General features: G+C 45.0%; 12 protein-coding genes, 1 tRNA gene and 1 pseudogene. 7 read left to right on the top strand and 7 right to left on the bottom strand.

The window, feature by feature from the left end:
* Both B5X72_RS20675 and tnpC read left to right on the top strand, forming a co-directional pair.
* Positions 1 to 236, top strand: a 236-nt coding sequence (locus B5X72_RS20675) for a hypothetical protein (protein ID WP_245827030.1), incomplete at its 5' end; no start/stop codon positions are given.
* A 19-nt stretch (positions 237 to 255) separates the two neighbouring features.
* On the top strand, positions 256 to 1,761 hold the full coding sequence (gene tnpC / locus B5X72_RS19445; RefSeq protein WP_079718593.1) for an IS66 family transposase: 1,506 nt from the start codon (positions 256 to 258) through the stop codon (positions 1,759 to 1,761).
* Positions 1,762 to 1,776: 15 nt separating this feature from the next.
* Here the strand turns inward: tnpC and B5X72_RS19440 are convergent.
* Positions 1,777 to 2,081 (bottom strand): annotated as a pseudogene (locus B5X72_RS19440) (transposase); the annotation flags it as partial.
* A gap of 158 nt (positions 2,082 to 2,239) precedes the next feature.
* Here B5X72_RS19440 and lepB point away from each other — a divergent pair.
* Entirely contained in the window at positions 2,240 to 3,118 is an 879-nt protein-coding gene (lepB, locus tag B5X72_RS19435) for a signal peptidase I (protein WP_079718585.1), read from the top strand.
* Positions 3,119 to 3,127: 9 nt separating this feature from the next.
* Here lepB and B5X72_RS19430 read toward each other — a convergent pair whose 3' ends face one another.
* Together B5X72_RS19430 and B5X72_RS19425 are read right to left on the bottom strand one after the other, a co-directional pair.
* Entirely contained in the window at positions 3,128 to 3,841 is a 714-nt protein-coding gene (locus tag B5X72_RS19430; RefSeq protein ID WP_079718584.1) for a LytR/AlgR family response regulator transcription factor, read from the bottom strand.
* A 9-nt stretch (positions 3,842 to 3,850) separates the two neighbouring features.
* Complete coding sequence (locus B5X72_RS19425) at positions 3,851 to 4,942, bottom strand: sensor histidine kinase (protein WP_079718583.1); 1,092 nt, start codon at positions 4,940 to 4,942, stop codon at positions 3,851 to 3,853.
* A 342-nt stretch (positions 4,943 to 5,284) separates the two neighbouring features.
* Between B5X72_RS19425 and B5X72_RS19420 the strand changes: the two genes are divergently transcribed.
* The 4 genes from B5X72_RS19420 to B5X72_RS19405 all read left to right on the top strand — a co-directional run bounded on the left by B5X72_RS19420 (position 5,285) and on the right by B5X72_RS19405 (position 9,991).
* Positions 5,285 to 5,614 (top strand): hypothetical protein, encoded by a 330-nt coding sequence (locus B5X72_RS19420; RefSeq protein ID WP_079718582.1) that lies wholly within the window; start codon positions 5,285 to 5,287, stop codon positions 5,612 to 5,614.
* Positions 5,615 to 5,710: 96 nt separating this feature from the next.
* A complete protein-coding gene (locus B5X72_RS19415; RefSeq protein ID WP_217698168.1) occupies positions 5,711 to 6,526 on the top strand; it encodes a GLPGLI family protein in 816 nt (271 codons plus the stop codon).
* A 4-nt stretch (positions 6,527 to 6,530) separates the two neighbouring features.
* Positions 6,531 to 7,307 carry a GLPGLI family protein gene (locus B5X72_RS19410; protein WP_079718580.1) on the top strand — a complete coding sequence of 259 codons (777 nt, stop codon included), beginning with the start codon at positions 6,531 to 6,533 and terminating at the stop codon, positions 7,305 to 7,307.
* Between the two features lie 71 nt (positions 7,308 to 7,378).
* Positions 7,379 to 9,991, top strand: a complete 2,613-nt coding sequence (locus tag B5X72_RS19405) for a TonB-dependent receptor (protein WP_079718579.1) — start codon at positions 7,379 to 7,381, stop codon at positions 9,989 to 9,991.
* Between the two features lie 131 nt (positions 9,992 to 10,122).
* Here B5X72_RS19405 and B5X72_RS19400 read toward each other — a convergent pair.
* From B5X72_RS19400 to B5X72_RS19385, 4 genes are all read right to left on the bottom strand, one after another.
* A tRNA-Leu gene (locus tag B5X72_RS19400) sits at positions 10,123 to 10,206 on the bottom strand.
* 123 nt (positions 10,207 to 10,329) lie between these two features.
* Positions 10,330 to 13,515 (bottom strand): efflux RND transporter permease subunit, encoded by a 3,186-nt coding sequence (locus tag B5X72_RS19395; RefSeq protein ID WP_079718578.1) that lies wholly within the window; start codon positions 13,513 to 13,515, stop codon positions 10,330 to 10,332.
* Between the two features lie 43 nt (positions 13,516 to 13,558).
* Positions 13,559 to 14,701: an efflux RND transporter periplasmic adaptor subunit gene (locus B5X72_RS19390; RefSeq protein ID WP_245827029.1), complete on the bottom strand. Its 1,143-nt coding sequence runs from the start codon at positions 14,699 to 14,701 to the stop codon at positions 13,559 to 13,561.
* A 17-nt stretch (positions 14,702 to 14,718) separates the two neighbouring features.
* Positions 14,719 to 16,059, bottom strand: coding sequence for a TolC family protein (locus B5X72_RS19385; RefSeq protein WP_079718576.1), 1,341 nt, complete (start codon positions 16,057 to 16,059; stop codon positions 14,719 to 14,721).
* Positions 16,060 to 16,062 lie beyond the last annotated feature (3 nt).

Below are 16,062 nucleotides of genomic sequence, written 5' to 3'. Positions count from 1 at the left end.
CAAAAATCAAACATGTAGTTCATAGGGCGGATACTGCTGTATTACAAAAGGCTGGAGGGCGGCACCTTCCCGCTGCCCAGAACCAGTTCGCCGGGCGGGGAGATCGACTGGAGCGAGCTGGTGCTGATGGTGGAGGGGATCGTTGTGGAGAAGAGCCGCAGACGGCATCGGTTTTCACTAAAAAAAGTGGTCTAAAGCAATCAAAAACATCGTTTTTTGCTTGCGTAAACCACTGATTATTTGTATTTTTATGCCATGCAAACGGCACTGGAAAACCTGTCAAAAAAAGACCTTTTAGCGATGGTTTCCGACCGTGACCGGGCCCTGGCCGAGCGCGATGAAAAGATAGATTACCTGGAATCGCAGCTGGCCATGTACAGGCGGATGCAGTTCGGCCAGAAGCGCGAACGCTTTGAAGGTGACCCTAACCAGACATCCCTGCCATTCGATGCGGAACCCGCCGCGGCAGAGCAGCAGGGAGAGGAAATAAAAGAAAAGATTGAATACGTCCGCAAACGCCCCAACCACAAAGGGCGCGCGAAACTTCCTGGGCACTTACCGGTAGAAGAAATCGAGATCCACCCGGAGGGTGACCTCTCGGATATGGTCTGTATCGGCAAAGAAATCACCGAAGAACTGGAATGCGAGCCGGCAAAGTTCTATATCAAACGGTATATCCGCTATAAATATGCTGCTAAAAGCGGTGATGGGGTGAAAATCGGCGAGCTGCCCGAGCGGGTGATCGATAAAGGCATCCCCGGGGCAGGCCTGCTGGCGATGATCCTGACCGATAAGTACATGGACCATCTGCCACTTTACCGCCAGAAGCAGCGTTTCGCCCGGGAAAACATCCGGATACCTTCCTCCACGATCGAGGGCTGGACAAAAGAGGCGCTCATCAAACTCCACCCGCTTTATGAACAACTCGTCTTCGACACCAAAGCCAAAGGTTATCTTCAGGTGGATGAGACCCCGATCAGGGTACTGGACAGCGATAAAAAAGGGGCTGCCCACCAGGGCTACTATTGGGTATACCATGCCCCGTTGGATGGAACGGTATTGTTTGACTATAGCCCTACCCGGGGAAGCAGCGCACCGTTGCCCGTACTGGGGAGCTTCCGGGGATACCTGCAGACCGACGGGTATGCCGTATACGGGAAATACGCGCGGAGCAAAAACGTGGTCCACCTGGCCTGCTGGGCGCATGCAAGAAGAGAGTTCGAGCGCGCCTTGGATAATGACCGGCCCAGGGCCGAAAAAGCCCTGCTCATGATCCAGCGGCTCTATGCGGTTGAAAGGCGGGCCCGGGAGGAAAAACTGGCTGCCGAACAGATCAAGGAACTGCGGCTGACCGAGTCGCTGCCGGTGATCAACGAGCTGGGAAAATGGATCTTTGAAGAAATAAAATCCACCCTGCCCAAAAGCCAGATCGGCAAGGCCATGGCTTACGCCTACGCCCGATGGGACGGGCTGTCGGCTTATCTGTATGACGGAAACCTGCAGATAGATAATAATCTATGCGAAAATGCGCTTCGTGGGGTTGCCCTTGGCCGGAAAAATTACCTGTTCGCCGGAAGCCACGAAGCGGCGCAGCGGGCAGCCATGATCTATTCCTTCTTCGCCATCTGCAAAAAACACGAAGTGAATCCCTTCCAGTGGCTGAAATATACGCTGGAAAATATCATGACCATAAACCACAAAAACCTGAAAAACCTCTATCCGCAGAACTATAAGAAAATAGTGCAGCAATCAAACATGTAGTTCATAGGGCGGATACATCAATTCATGGGCAATCTGTTTCTTCTGGCAGGGCTTCAAAGCTTTTTTGCTATCACCTCCCTGGCCGCCTCTAAGTCCAGGGCAAGCTCCGCGTACATCCGCTTAAGCTTGCGGTTCTCTTCTTCCAGTTCCTTAACCCGCTTTAGCTCACTACCGTCAAGGCCGCCGTATCGCTGGCGCCATTTGTAAAAGGAGGCAGGACTGACCCCGTGTTCACGTGTGATTTCCTGAACGCTTTTACCAGCCTCGAATTCCTTAAGGATCTTACTGATCTGCTCCGGTTTGAATCGTTTCCCTTTCATAATACACTGTTAAAGTTATCAATCATTTTCTATTCTCTAACAGTCTTTTTTTCGGGGAAGCTTACACAACCATCAACTCTGTATGCTTTAAAAGCATTTAAAGACTATGGGATCCATAAATTTGTTTTGCGTAATAATCCCTGAAGTTAACTATACTTATGCTTATCTTGAGGAGGTTATTTATTACAATCGGTATTTTACTGGTCTCTCTCGTAATTATAAGAACTTGCTTATTTGATATTTTTAATATCCCGAGTAATTCAATGAAAGGTACATTAAAAGCAGGTGACAGAATTATAGTAAATATCACAAAATACGAAGGATTATTTGCTAATGTACTTAAATATATAGGTATAAAACAACAGATCAGTAATAACGATATCGTTGTTTTCAAACTTGATACAACTGATTCATCACTATATGTAAAGCGTTGTATCGGTTTACCTGGCCAACAAATTGAAATAAAGAATGGGATTGTTTTAATCAACGGTAATGTATATGAAGAAAGTCCTAAGGTAATCATGAGATATAAAGTATGGCACCACTCATTTAGTCAATTACAACAAGTGTTTGACAGTCTAAAAATAGATCATTATGTTGATTTTTTAAGGAGCTTTAACTATATAAGCCTAAATTTAGAATTAAAGGAATATAATAAACTTAAAGAATCAAGTGCTGTTGACTCTATTACCGTAGATATTTCAAATATTATATCACTTAATCCCAATAAGTCCGAAAGTAGATTAGATGTTTCCTTAAATTTTGATGAGTTAACCATACCGTATAAAGGGATGTCCATAACTCTAAATAATAAAACTTACGATAGCTACCAAGCTATTATAAATAAGCATGAGAGTGCCAGACTTAGCAAAAAGAATAATACCTATTATATTAATGGAATAAGGGCATCTAAATATATTTTCAGGTACGATTATATTTTTGTCATGGGGGATAATAGGAATAAATCTATAGACTCCCGTTATTTTGGTCCGATACCGACTACAAATATCACGGGTATATACCTTTTTAAAATTTAAAATAAGTAATCAAGAGATTTCCCCGCTAGATATGCCCAACCGTCTATACAGCTCAGCCTTGTATTGGCCCCCGATAGGTATATCTTTGATATTCCCTTTCATTTTAATGCAGGATCCATCCACGGTTTTTGCAAAATCAAGGTTGACAATATAGGATTTTTGGACACGCAAAAACTGCCTTGTCGAAGATAGGGATTCCTCAATTTCCGAAAGCCTTCCATACATGATATAATCCTTTTCCACCGTTGACATCTTAACATAATCCTTATCACTCTTGATAAAGAATATTTCATTATAAGGCATGATGATATTTAAAGATCTATCCTTTATGATAAGAAAATCCCTGTCCGGTAAGTTCGTTTTCTGAGCCTCCAATAGTGCCCTTGCTTTATTCACCGATTTAAGCAACCGGTCGATGCCAAATGGTTTCAAAACGTAATCCAGTACATCTAATTCGTAGCTTTCGATGGCATAGTTAGGATCGCCGGTTACAAAAATGAACAGGGGGGATTTCTTTAAACTTTTCAAGAACGAAACTCCGCTAATGTCCGGCATCTGTATGTCACAGAAAACAAGGGCTACCTTTCCTTTGCTGATTAACGGTAGGGCGTCCAATGCACTATCAAAGACACCCAACAGCTTCAAATCGGGTATTTTACTAATTTGATTGACAAGGTTTTCTTGCGCAAGCGGCTCATCATCTATTACAATACAATTAATCATATCTGTTCATTACTTTAAGTTCACCACTAATTCAATCCCGTAGCTATTATTCGTTTCGGTAATATCCAAGCTATGGCGTTTCGGATAATGAAGTTCCAATCTTCGCCTCACGTTTTGTAATCCGACACCTCCGTCTGCGGACTTTTCTGCAGTATGGTTTACGCCATTTTTTACCGATAGAAATAGCTTGTCATCGGCCACACGGAGGGAAATATCGACCCAAGCGTCATTTCGGCTGCGGTCGGGGCCATGTTTGAATGCGTTTTCCACAAACGGAATAAGGATTAACGGTACGATCTTAAAAGGCTCGTCAATATCGGCTATATCGGTCTCGACAGGTACTTTCCCTCCATAGCGCAACTTAGCGAGGTCAATATAGTTCTTGATAAAGTCGACCTCTTTGAGCAATAATATTTCATCGTCCTTAACCTGATATAGCACATACCTCACTAAATTGGAAAGTTGGAGCACCGTGTTGGGTGTTTCAGGATGGTTCTTTTCGGACATCCGGTAGATGCTATTCAGGATATTGAAAAGGAAGTGGGGCGAGACCTGTGATTTGAGAAAATTAAGTTCCATGGCGAGATTATCACGTTCCAATTTTACCATTTTCATGGAGCTTTCCAAGAGCACTTTCGTTAGCTTTGGCGCTAATGGAATAGACACCATCGTAATGAAATCAATGGACAATGTGCCAGCTTTATTCAATTTGAACAGACCAAGAAATCCATCGTTGAGAAAGAACCCAAGATAGCGTTCAAACCTTTGGTCTGATTCAGGGATAAAATAGTTGGCAACATAGCAGGTTATGTACGTCCATGCAAGCCACCATAGGTAGGCAAAGACGATAAACAGGACCAGTGGATATATCCTGCCTTTTGATACCCATGTGGATATAATCCAAGAGGCGGAATAGAAAAGGCTGCCCGTTACAAATAATTCCTTTACCACAAACACCCATATATAGTCGCCTCCTAATCGGCTATAACCGAGATAGTATAATAGCGTAACCAAGAGCCAAAACACGACATGACAGATAACTCTTACATGCCAAGTGTACCATTTTTCCCAGCTAAAGCTTTTTTCTATTTGTGATGCCATAAAACCGATTTAGTGGTTGCCTATAGGATAAAAATAGCAAAAAAAGCTTTAAAGGGCACTTTCGTTTTTTAAAACAGTGTTATATGCCTCATTGAACGGTAGTTAAAATTAAGCAAATAAAATGTTGGGGATTATCCGCATTTCGTCTTGGTCAAAATATGGTTTGGTCGAAAATAACGTTGTCCATAACATCATTTCATTAATTTTTCAGTCGGGTAGTTCTCGATCTATCCTGTATATACCGTTCTCGGGTAAAAGTTCGGACAAGGGAAAATGGTAAGTTTACAGGTGCTTTTTGAGAAATTCCCGTCTTACTTTATTAATCATTTAAAAATTACTATCATGAAAAAGTTATCATTATTATTTGCTCTGGCTTTATTCTTTGTTTGTGGAACCGCGTTAAATGCAAGTGCGTCCGCAATTTTAGAAGTTACCCAACAAGAGTATGCCTCATTTGAGGTTTCAAATGAAATTGAGTTTCAGCATAGCTCAATTTCTTCACTAGTTTCTGCCATTCCAACCTCCGATGCAGCAGAATTGGTCCAATGTACGCTTGTCGTCGAAATAAGCTGTGGGGGTATAGGTATAATCGTTGAAGCTACCGGAAATACCTGTGCCGAGGCCGGTGCTGCAATAGATGACTTTGCAGATAAAGTGGAATGTGTAAGTTAAAATCTTAAATTAACACCCTGATACCAGCTTGAAAAGTATCATTGTCCGAACTGTTTATTGTTTCATACAAAGGAAAATTTTTGAAAATCAATACTTATGATGTACCATATTAAAAAATTTGCTCTACTTTTTCTTATTCTCCCGATTTTATTCAATAGTTCTTGTCTGTTTGGACAAGAATCCCAATCCAACCAGGGAAAAGCAATTTACCTTGTTTCACTAAACTATAGTATTCCCAGAGTATATGATGGTGAATTAATCTTTGATGAAAAATCATCTATTTTTACTTATGACAAAGATACTTATGAAGGTGAGGCACGAGCGTATGATGAGGTGCATAACGTAAGAGCGATATCCAAAGGAAGAAGCACGGACGATATTGGTTTAGTTATCTATTCTGATTTTATGAATAATAAAACCGTGGAGCGTGATTTTATACAAGATCGTCCCTTTATCGTATCGGATACGTTGCGAACAATCGACTGGACACTTCTGAACGAAACCAAAGAGATTGGGGATATAAAATGCCAAAAAGCCACGGCAACGGTTTATGGGCGTGAATATGAAGTGTGGTTCTCCAACACGATTCCGCTTCCTTATGGGCCATGGAAGCTGCAGGGGCTTCCGGGTTTGATTTTGGAAGCCCGTTCTACGGATGGAGAAATCAATTTTGAACTAAAGGAAATCCATCCGGCTTTGAATGATCGTTATGAAATTTTGCCTCCGTCAAAAGGTGAAACTATTTTAGGTTATATTAATTTTTACGAATTGCAAAACAAGAAGGCCGATGAATTTTTAAAAGCAACACAAGCAAAAATTGCAGAGTTCCAGCAGTCACAAGGAACGGGTTCAACGGCTATGACTGCCATTAAAAGTAGTGTACACCGAATTGAAAAAACATCAAAATTTTGACCTTATGAAAATCCTAAAACCTGTGATGTTTATTTTTCTGCTATTTCAATTAGCGCTATCCACTTTGTATGGTCAAGTACAGACAATCAAATATGACCAGATAACGAATTTTAGTGGTAGGCCGGATACCACAACAGCCATGCTTACAATAGACCTGAACAAAAATGTTTCCCTGTACGAGTTTGGAAAGGTAGAGAAAGAGGAAACAATAAGTCAACATGTTCAGCAGGACGGCAGCTTGTCCATTAGGGCCGGAAAAAGGATAGATACAATAGGGAGCTATGTTCGGACAGACTTAATTACCGGACATTTAGAACTTAGGGAAAAAGCCGTTGGAAATTATTTCTTGGTTTCTGATACTATATCCGTTGATTGGTCGGACATCATGGTAGACACGGTGATCAACGGAATGGATTTGAAGAAAACGACATGTAGTTTTCGGGGGAGAGAATATACTGTAAGTTTTCTTCCTGATGATAACCTGTCTGCCGGACCGTGGAAATTCCGGGGGCTTCCGGGATTGATTATTGAGGCTTCTGACCTAAACAAAGAGGTGACATTCAAAGCCCAGGCAATCAATAGGGAACCTGAAATTCATGAGCTTGCGGAACCTCAAAAAATTGCGGAGATACCTTATTTCTCCAACTATGAAGATTTCCGAAAGGAAAGGAACAAACTCCGGGAACAGGATGTATCGTCTTTAAAAAATAGGGATGGAAACGGTCAAAACAGAAGAATTGTTGTTTCGCAAGTAAAAGTGGATTATTTAGAAAAGGATTAATGCTTAGGGGGAAAGTCATACGATATATACTTGTATTTACAATTCTTTCTCTTTCTTCAACAACTAAGTTGATGGCACAGCTAATGGATATTGCAGGATCTGTGCGGGATAAAAACAATTCTCCCATTGCAAATTCCTCGATATCACTAATAAGCCCGAAAGATTCTGTCATCAAGGCTTTCACAAAAACCGATCAGCAAGGAAACTTTTTGTTAAAGCACGTAGGTGAAGCTCCATTGATTGTTTCTGTCGTTAAGATAGGTTTTATAGCTGAACACAGGCTTCTTGACTTGGGTAGTCATCAACTTAATTTTAGTTTGCAGAAAGATACGGTCTACCGGCTTGAAGAAGTCGTCATTAATCGAAAAAGAAAAATCAGTGTTAATGGTGACACGATAAATTATAATCTCGATGCTTTTCGGATAGGCAATGAGAATGTTTTAGAACAGGCATTAGCCAGGTTGCCGGGATTTGAAGTCTATGAGGACGGTAGAATTTCAGTCAACGGAAGACCTATACATAAAATTTTGATTGAGGGAGACGATCTTGTATCGGGCCAATACACGTTGTTGTCCAAGAACCTTTCCCCCGATCTGATCGAGGACGTACAGGTGATAGACAATTACTTGGACGATCCTTTTTTTAAAACTGCTGCTCGCTCGGACGATTTGGCCTTGAACCTTAAATTCAAGGATGAATTTAAGAGCACATTCCTGACCAACGCTGCACTCGAAGCAGGTACTGTCAACAGGTACAATGTAAATGTTAACAATATTTTATTAAGCAGACGAACGAAGCTATACACTTTGAGTTCTTTGAACAACATAGGTGAGGATATTTCTGTCAAGCGGATGGAACACACTCCTCGTACCTCTTTGGTCAATTCATACCGACCAGAAGTATTTACGGAAACATTAATAGATATTGGCCCCGGACAGGTACCCCGTATGGAGAAAAGAAGGTGGTTTGATAATAACTCCAATGTATTTTCCCTCAACATCATCCAGCCTCTCGGTTCGCAAATAACGACTAAGCTAAATTCGGGTATAGGGTATGTAAAAAGCCGACAGGAAAAATCAATGTACTCGGAGTATCTTTTGACCGATAGGGAGAACGTCTTGTTCGGTGAGGAACACTTTTGGAAGGGAAAATCGCTTACGTTCAATAATAATTTTCAATTAGAATATCTACTTTCCCCCAATCAGCGGATCAGATACGACCTTGAAGCTGATTTGCTGAAAGAAACAGACCTGAATGAAGTTCTGTTCAATCAAGAACCCCTGCAGGAAGAAATGAAATTAAATAGCCACAAACTAATAAATTCCCTGAATTATGTAAACAGGTTTCATAATGGCTCATTTTTATCCCTCGATTTTTATCTCATGTCGTCTCGTTTACCACAGAATTACATGGTAAGTGGTTATGATTACTCCACGGTTTTTCAGGACTTGAATGTCACAGACGTCCGTCAAGAGCTGGACAACCCAAGCAATTTTTATGGTGGCAGGGCTTCATACTACTTTAGCTTAAAAGGTATACAGGTTGTGAGTAGAATGGGATATGAATGGACAAAAGATAAGTTGTTTTCCATGTTCGCTCCCACAGAGCAAATGAACGTTTCTAATTTAGGTATAGCCAATGACATGATTTATTCCACAGCCAAGAAGTACGTGGAACTTGAAGCGGCCAAGAAGCTGTCCAATAAATTTGAATTTAGGGGGTTGATGACATTAAATAATTTGGACATCCAACGGGAAACGTTGGGTGGAATTAATGGTCTCGGTGATTTCTATTTCAATCCAGACCTTAGACTTTCATATACTCCATCAAAAAGGAATACATTAACCTTGCGGTATAGAAACGCTATCAGTCAGCCGCCGATCACGGCGCTATACCAGAATTTAATTTTCACGGGTTACAGGCATGCAAACAATTATATTGACACATTGTACTTTAAGCCTACAGAGACCTATTCGTTGGGGTACAGGTTTCTCGATCCTTACACTCAATTTAGTTTCAATGGGAGCTTATTTTACGCAATAGCGGCTAATAGTCACTTTTCGGAAAATCGGGTCTCTGAAAATTTGAATTTAACCACTAAGGACATCGGACCGGACAATAGAACTCGGGGAATAATATATGGTATAAATAAGTTTTTTCCGGCAGTATCCACTACGCTGAAATTTTCGGGAAGTACGTTAAACTTTTGCACCGAAAATGAAGTCAACGGTTCGGGCCGTCGAAAAGTAGATAATTGGACAATTGATAACAACGCTTCAATAATCTCAACTTATGGCGGGGTATTCAATTATATATTGAGTGCGCAATACAATGTAAATAGAAACATTGCATCTTTCAGCAATACTTCCACACAACTTACCTCATCATTTTATAAGATTCAGTTGACTACCGATTTTCGGTTTAGTAATGGTGTTTTTTTACAGACAAACCTAACAAGGTACCAATGGGTAAATAATGGATCATATCAACAGCCATTTATTCTCTTTGATGGAAACGTAAGGAAAGCTGTTTTCAAGAACAAGGCTACTGTTACTTTGTCGGCAAGGAATATGCTTGGTTCTGAACGGTTGTCATTCAATCAAAATACGGATTATTATTCCAATTCGGTCAATTATCAATTACTGAACAGAATGGTGTTATTTGGCATTCGTTTCAATATTTAAATCCTTACATTGTCCATGCCATTATACCCCCAACTTTTTTGCTTGACCCCGATTCTCTTGCCTCATCCTTCTGCGGGTGAGATTTAAACAAAAAAAGTGCGACTCTAATGTAGAATCGCACTTTCCATTTGTGCCCAGGGAGAGACTCGAACTCTCAAGGGACTGCTCCCAACGGCTTCTGAGACCGCAACGTTTACCAATTTCGCCACCTGGGCGGGCAAGTCCCAAACCACGATTTGGTTTGGGACTGCAAATATATACTTTTAACGGATAATAAAAATCAAAAATATAATTTAACGACTATCCGTCGTTGATTGCCGGTCACCGGCCACTTACCATTACTCTTCTTCATCATCCGTGTGCAGCAAGTCTTGATGTTCTTCGGGCTTGTAGCTGGCTTGAAGTTCCGCTAATTTCTTTTTGCCGTAAGCCATCTTGGTAATCAAGACAAACAGAACAGGCACAATAAATATTGCAAAAAGTGTAGCAATCAGCATACCGCCGAATACCGTCCAACCGATTGTTTGGCGGGCGATAGCTCCGGCACCTGCGGAGTACATGAGCGGTACAATCCCCAGAATAAAGGCAAACGACGTCATGATGATGGGACGTAGACGCAGTTTGACCGCTTCCAGCGTGGCTGTGAGCAAGCCCATTCCGATATCCACCCGCTCTTTCGCAAATTCTACGATAAGGATGGCATTTTTGGCCGCTAAACCGATGATGGCAACCAACCCAATCTGGGCGTAAATGTTGTTGTCCAGCCGCGGAAGGAAGATGAGCATAAGGATGGCTCCAAACACACCGAGCGGAACGGAGAGCAGGATGGAAAACGGTACGGACCAGCTTTCGTATAACGCCGCGAGCAACAGGAATACGAAGATGATACATAGGGTAAAGATCATGATTGTCATATTGCCTGCTTCTTTTTCCTGCAAGCTTAACCCTGAAAATTCGTAGGTATATCCTGCACCCAGTGTCTCCGCAGCGATTTCTTCCAGTGCTTGCAGTGCATCGCCACTGCTGTATCCCGGAGCCGCGCTTCCCATCACTTCGATTGAACGGAAGATGTTGTGGTGATTGATAATCGAGGGACTCTCGATTATCTCATGTGATACCAGCGTACTCAACGGAACGGCATTGCCCTGCTGATTTTTTACGTATAGTTTGTTAATATCGGCGATGTCCATGCGGAATGCTGTGTCTGCCTGAGTCACCACCCTAAAGCTCCGCCCATAACGTGTAAAGTCGTTGACGTAGCTGCTGCCGAGGAAGGAGGAGATGGTACTGTATACGTTTGAGACCGGAACGCCCATGCGCTTTGCCTGTTCACGATCCACTTTCACCAGGTAGTTCGGGGTGCGCGAATTAAACAATGTATAAGCCATTCCGATTTCGGGACGTTGATTGGCGGCCATGAGGAACTTGCCCACCTGTGCTTCAAAATCCTTGATGTCGCCGCTGCGCTGGTCGATAAGCTGGATGCTGAATCCTCCACTCGTACCCAACCCGGGAATCGCTGGTGGCGAGACGGGCAAAATGGTAGCCTGTTGGAACCCCGCGTATTTTTGCTGGACGCCGGCGATGATTTCCTGTGCGGTACGGCTCCGTTCTTCCCACGGATGCAACTGGATGAAGAAAGTACCCCCGTTGGGCTTGAATGAGCGGTTCAACAGGTTGATGCCCGCGATACGCATCACGTTCTTGATCTCCGGATTGTCTTTGCGCAGGGAGTCGGACAATGCGTCAAGCACGTTGGCTGTGCGTTCGGACGATGCACCCTCAGGCAGCGTGACACCCACCATCATGACACCGGCATCTTCCGTGGGGATAAAGCCGGTAGGTTTAGCCGAGAACAGCCCGATTGTGCCCACATAAATGCAGACGAGGAGAATGATAACCAGTGGTGCCCGCTTGATCGCTACCCGTACGCCGTTTGAATAACGCTTGGTCACCCGCTCAAACCACGTATTGAACTTATAAAATAGCCGATTGAGGCCTTTCGATTTTTCGTTGAACTGCGACGGCTTCAACAACAATGAGCAGAGCGCAGGGGTAAGGGACAGGGCCACAAATGCAGAGAGCAATACAGACACGGCAATGGTGATGGCGAACTGCTGGTATAGCTGACCTACCATGCCCGGTATAAAGCCTACGGGTACAAACACTGCTGCCAAAATCAATGCGATGGCAATGACAGGCGCGGTGATTTCCTTCATTGCGCGCCGCGTCGCCTCGGGTGCGGGCAATTTGTCGTGATCGATATAATGCTGTACGGCTTCCACCACCACGATGGCATCGTCTACCACGATCCCGATGGCTAACACGAAGGCCAGCATTGTCAGGTTGTTGATGGAAAAGCCGAACAGGTTGAAGAAGATAAACGTGCCAATAATCGAAACCGGGATGGCGAGTACGGGAATCAAGGTGGCTCGCCAGCTCTGCAGGAAGATGAACACCACCAGTGTCACCAATATAAGGGCCTCTACCAACGTATGGAGTACGTTGCTGATGGACTCTTGGATAACCGTCACGGTTTCGTAGTTGACCACATAGTCCATGTCGCTCGGAAAGTCGGCCTTGAGCTGCTCCAATGCGGCATAAATGCCTTCGGCAGTTTCCACGGCGTTTCCGCCGGGCATCTGGTTGACCATCATGCCTGATGCGGTTAATCCGTTAAGCTTGTTGGTAATGGAATAGGCAAATTCACCCAGTTCCACGCGTGCCACGTCCCTAAGGTAAACGATTGAACCGTCGGCATTGGTCTTGACGATAATCTGTTCAAACTGCTCTTCGAGGTTGAGATCGCTATCAAGGATGACGTTGTATTCGAAAACCTGCGTGTTGACCTGGGGGCGGCTGCCCACGGCGCCACCAGGCATCCGGATATTCTGTTCCTGGATGGCGGTATTGACATCGGCGGGGGTAAGTCCCAGGTTGGAGAGCTTGGTGGCATCAAGCCACACCCGCATACTGAACGGCTGGCCGAAGGCCATGACATCACCTACGCCCTTCACCCGCATCAGCGCATCGCGTACGTACAAGTTGGCATAGTTCGCTAGAAATTTCTGGTCACGGGTGCCGTTGGGTGAGATCAGGGAGATCATCATCAAGGCGTCGGTGTTGGCCTTGCGAGTGATGACTCCGAGGCGCCGTACAGCTTCGGGTAGCGACGGCTCGGCGATACCCACACGGTTTTGCACATCCAAAGTAGCGATATCGATATCGGTGCCCACATCAAACGTGACGGTGATGGCTGACCGACCATCGGAGGTACTGTTGGATTGCATATACGTCATCCCCGGCGTACCGTTGATTTGGCTTTCGATGAGGGTCGTCACCGTCTGTTCTACGGTCTGCGCATCAGCTCCAGTGTAGGTTGCCTGTACCTGCACGGTGGGCGGCGTGATATTGGGATACTGACTGATGGGCAGCGTGGTGATAGAAATAACCCCAATCAACGTAATCAAAATAGAGATGACGATGGATGTAACGGGTCTTCTTATGAATACTTCTGAAATCATGTTGGTTCTGTCCTAAATAACGTTTGATAGTCGTTGTTCGCCCTTACTTTGTTGTCTCGGTGGGCTGGTTGACCTGTACCCTGGCGCCCGGCCGTAAGTTGATGATACCATCGGTTACTACCTGTTCGCCCTTCGACAACCCTTCGTTGATGACGACGCGATCAGCAACTTTCAATCCCAGCCGTACGCCGCGTTGCTCCACGGTGCTGCTGTCGGTCAGCACATAGACGGACGTTTGGCCCAGCTGCTCGATGATGGCCCGGTAAGGGATCACCAATTGGTTGGATTGCGATTGGTTGCGTACGCGCACGGTCGTATTCATGCCCGGCAGCAACGTATTGGTTTCATTGGGGAAGCTCGCCCGTACGGTAATGGTACCCGTATTGCGGTCTACCGCGCGGTCGATGGCGGTAATCCGGCCAGGGTGGGGGTATGCCTGTCCGCCTGGCAACGTAATGCTGATGCTGGAATCGCTGGCCGCGCCCGATTGGCGCAGTGCATTAAAGCGTGTAATATCCCGTTCGCTCACAGGGAAATCCACGGCTATCGGGTTGGTCGAGGAAATGCTGTTAAGCAGCGTTGTTCCAGCCGATACCAAAGCGCCCATGCGTACTTGCGAAATGCCTATCGTGCCATTGAAGGGCGCCGTAATGATCGAGCGGTTTAAGTTAGTCTGTGCGGTGGTAAGTGCGGCCCGGGCAGCAATCACTTGAGCTTCTGCATTGTTAAAATCCGTTTCGGCATAATCCAGTGTTTGCTTGGCTATGGCATCCTGTTCGGCCAACTTCTGGTAGCGGCCCAAATCCCGTTTCAACCGGGCAAGATTAGCTTCGGCTATTGCCAGGTTTGATTCCGCTTGTTCGACCTCGGCAGCGTACCGTGTACGGTCAATTTCATATAATTTCTGGCCCTTGGCGACCGAAGCACCGTCTGCGACCAAAATTCCGGTGATGTATCCGCTCACTTCAGCACGTAGCTCCGTCTCGTTCAACGCGACCACGGTACCCGGATAATCGCTTACACCAACGACCGTTTCCTCGGTGGCTTCGGCTACAGTCACGGGGATAGCCTGTTGGCCGGGGGCCTGTTGCTGTTGATTGTTTCGGCAGGAGGCGATAAAACTTGCCCCAAAAATAAGTAAGCCGATGGTGATATGATTGCTGTTCATGGTTATGGATTTCGACATGTGTTTAATTCAGACAATTAGTTTGTTTGCGGTTCGATCTGACCCAGCGCCTGTTGCACGTCCAGTTTTCCTGCAAGTACGGCAAATAATGCATTGAGGTAATTGATTTGTGTCGTGCGGAGGTCGGTCTCGGCGGTCATCAAATCCAGGTAGGTCTTAATGCCTTCGTCATACTGCAATTTGATGGTATTGTAGACCTCTTCAGAAAGCGCCACATTTCGCTGGGCTACCTGCCAGTCATTCAGGTTGGCTTGGTAGGTGGCCATGGCCATTTCGTATTGCGTATTGATCTGGTTTTTGAGGTTGACGATGTCCCAGTCGATACGCGTTTCCTGTAATTGCGATTTGCGGATCTCGTGGATGCGTCTACCACCCTGGAAAACCGGGATATTCAATGTGAGCCCGAATACCGAACGAGGGAAAACCTCGTTGAACAATCCAGACAATTGTGGATCCCTGAAATCCCAGGCATAATTGTAGAAAGCCGACAAGCTGGGTAAGAAAGTCCATTTATTGTACTGTGTGTTAAGCTGTTGCAATTGTTTTACCGTCTGGATCTGCCTGAACTCGACGCGTTGCTCATAGTTTACCGTTTGTGTGGTGTCGAGCAACATTTCTTTTTCCATGGCGGATACACTGGCAAGCGATAGGGTCAGCTGCTGTTCTGCAGGGAGGCCGATGAGCTCCTTCAGGAAAGCATACTTGTAGGTGAGCAGTTCGTTCACTCGTTTCTGTTCGGCCAGCGTATTGCTCAGCGTGATTTGGGCCCGTTTGAAATCGGTATTGTCGACAATCCCGGTCTCATACCTTGCCTTGGCATCGCTGAGTTGCCGCTCCAGGCGCTGGATGTTTTCCTTGATAATGTTGAGCTGCTCTTCACTGGTGAGGATATCGTAGTAAGCTTTGCTGACCTCTACCACCGTGTTGATATAGCTGTTTTCCGTGTTCAAGGCATTTTGCTGGCGGATATACTTGGCCGCTTTGGACGCTTGGATAAGGCTCGGATTGAGGATTTGCTGGTCGGCCTGCAATACCGCAGCACCAACATGACTTTGCCCCAGTTGAATCACATTGCCACCGATGACGTTCGTCGGTATTTTGACGTTCCAGTTATAAGTGCCCGTGGCGTTGATTTGCGGAAACCAACCCGATAGGGCCGAGGCGATATCCCGTTCGCCGATCTCTTCATCGATTAATGCCTGGTGTACGGCTGGTCGGTTTTCGAGCGCATAAGATACGACGTCTTCCAAGGAGGCCCTCTCCGGCAACGAGGGCCGGGTTTCCTGTCCGAATAAACGTGTAACCGCCGAGGTGAGTACAACGGTAAAAACTAAGCTATTTCGCAATTTTCTATACATTGT

Origin of the sequence: Parapedobacter luteus (genome assembly GCF_900168055.1) — a bacterium.
GTDB lineage: Bacteria > Bacteroidota > Bacteroidia > Sphingobacteriales > Sphingobacteriaceae > Parapedobacter > Parapedobacter luteus.
Note: the sequence above shows the minus strand (reverse complement) of the source record. Positions and strands in the feature narration are given on the sequence as shown.

Excerpts from the sequence above, each read along its gene's own strand:
- tnpC (WP_079718593.1), top strand. The coding sequence starts at position 256 with ATGCAAACGGCACTGGAAAACCTGTCAAAAAAAGACCTTTTAGCGATG.
- lepB (WP_079718585.1), top strand. The coding sequence starts at position 2,240 with ATGCTTATCTTGAGGAGGTTATTTATTACAATCGGTATTTTACTGGTC.
- B5X72_RS19430 (WP_079718584.1), bottom strand. The coding sequence starts at position 3,841 with ATGATTAATTGTATTGTAATAGATGATGAGCCGCTTGCGCAAGAAAAC.
- B5X72_RS19425 (WP_079718583.1), bottom strand. The coding sequence starts at position 4,942 with ATGGCATCACAAATAGAAAAAAGCTTTAGCTGGGAAAAATGGTACACT.
- B5X72_RS19420 (WP_079718582.1), top strand. The coding sequence starts at position 5,285 with ATGAAAAAGTTATCATTATTATTTGCTCTGGCTTTATTCTTTGTTTGT.
- B5X72_RS19415 (WP_217698168.1), top strand. The coding sequence starts at position 5,711 with ATGATGTACCATATTAAAAAATTTGCTCTACTTTTTCTTATTCTCCCG.
- B5X72_RS19410 (WP_079718580.1), top strand. The coding sequence starts at position 6,531 with ATGAAAATCCTAAAACCTGTGATGTTTATTTTTCTGCTATTTCAATTA.
- B5X72_RS19405 (WP_079718579.1), top strand. The coding sequence starts at position 7,379 with ATGGCACAGCTAATGGATATTGCAGGATCTGTGCGGGATAAAAACAAT.
- B5X72_RS19395 (WP_079718578.1), bottom strand. The coding sequence starts at position 13,515 with ATGATTTCAGAAGTATTCATAAGAAGACCCGTTACATCCATCGTCATC.
- B5X72_RS19390 (WP_245827029.1), bottom strand. The coding sequence starts at position 14,701 with ATGTCGAAATCCATAACCATGAACAGCAATCATATCACCATCGGCTTA.
- B5X72_RS19385 (WP_079718576.1), bottom strand. The coding sequence starts at position 16,059 with ATGTATAGAAAATTGCGAAATAGCTTAGTTTTTACCGTTGTACTCACC.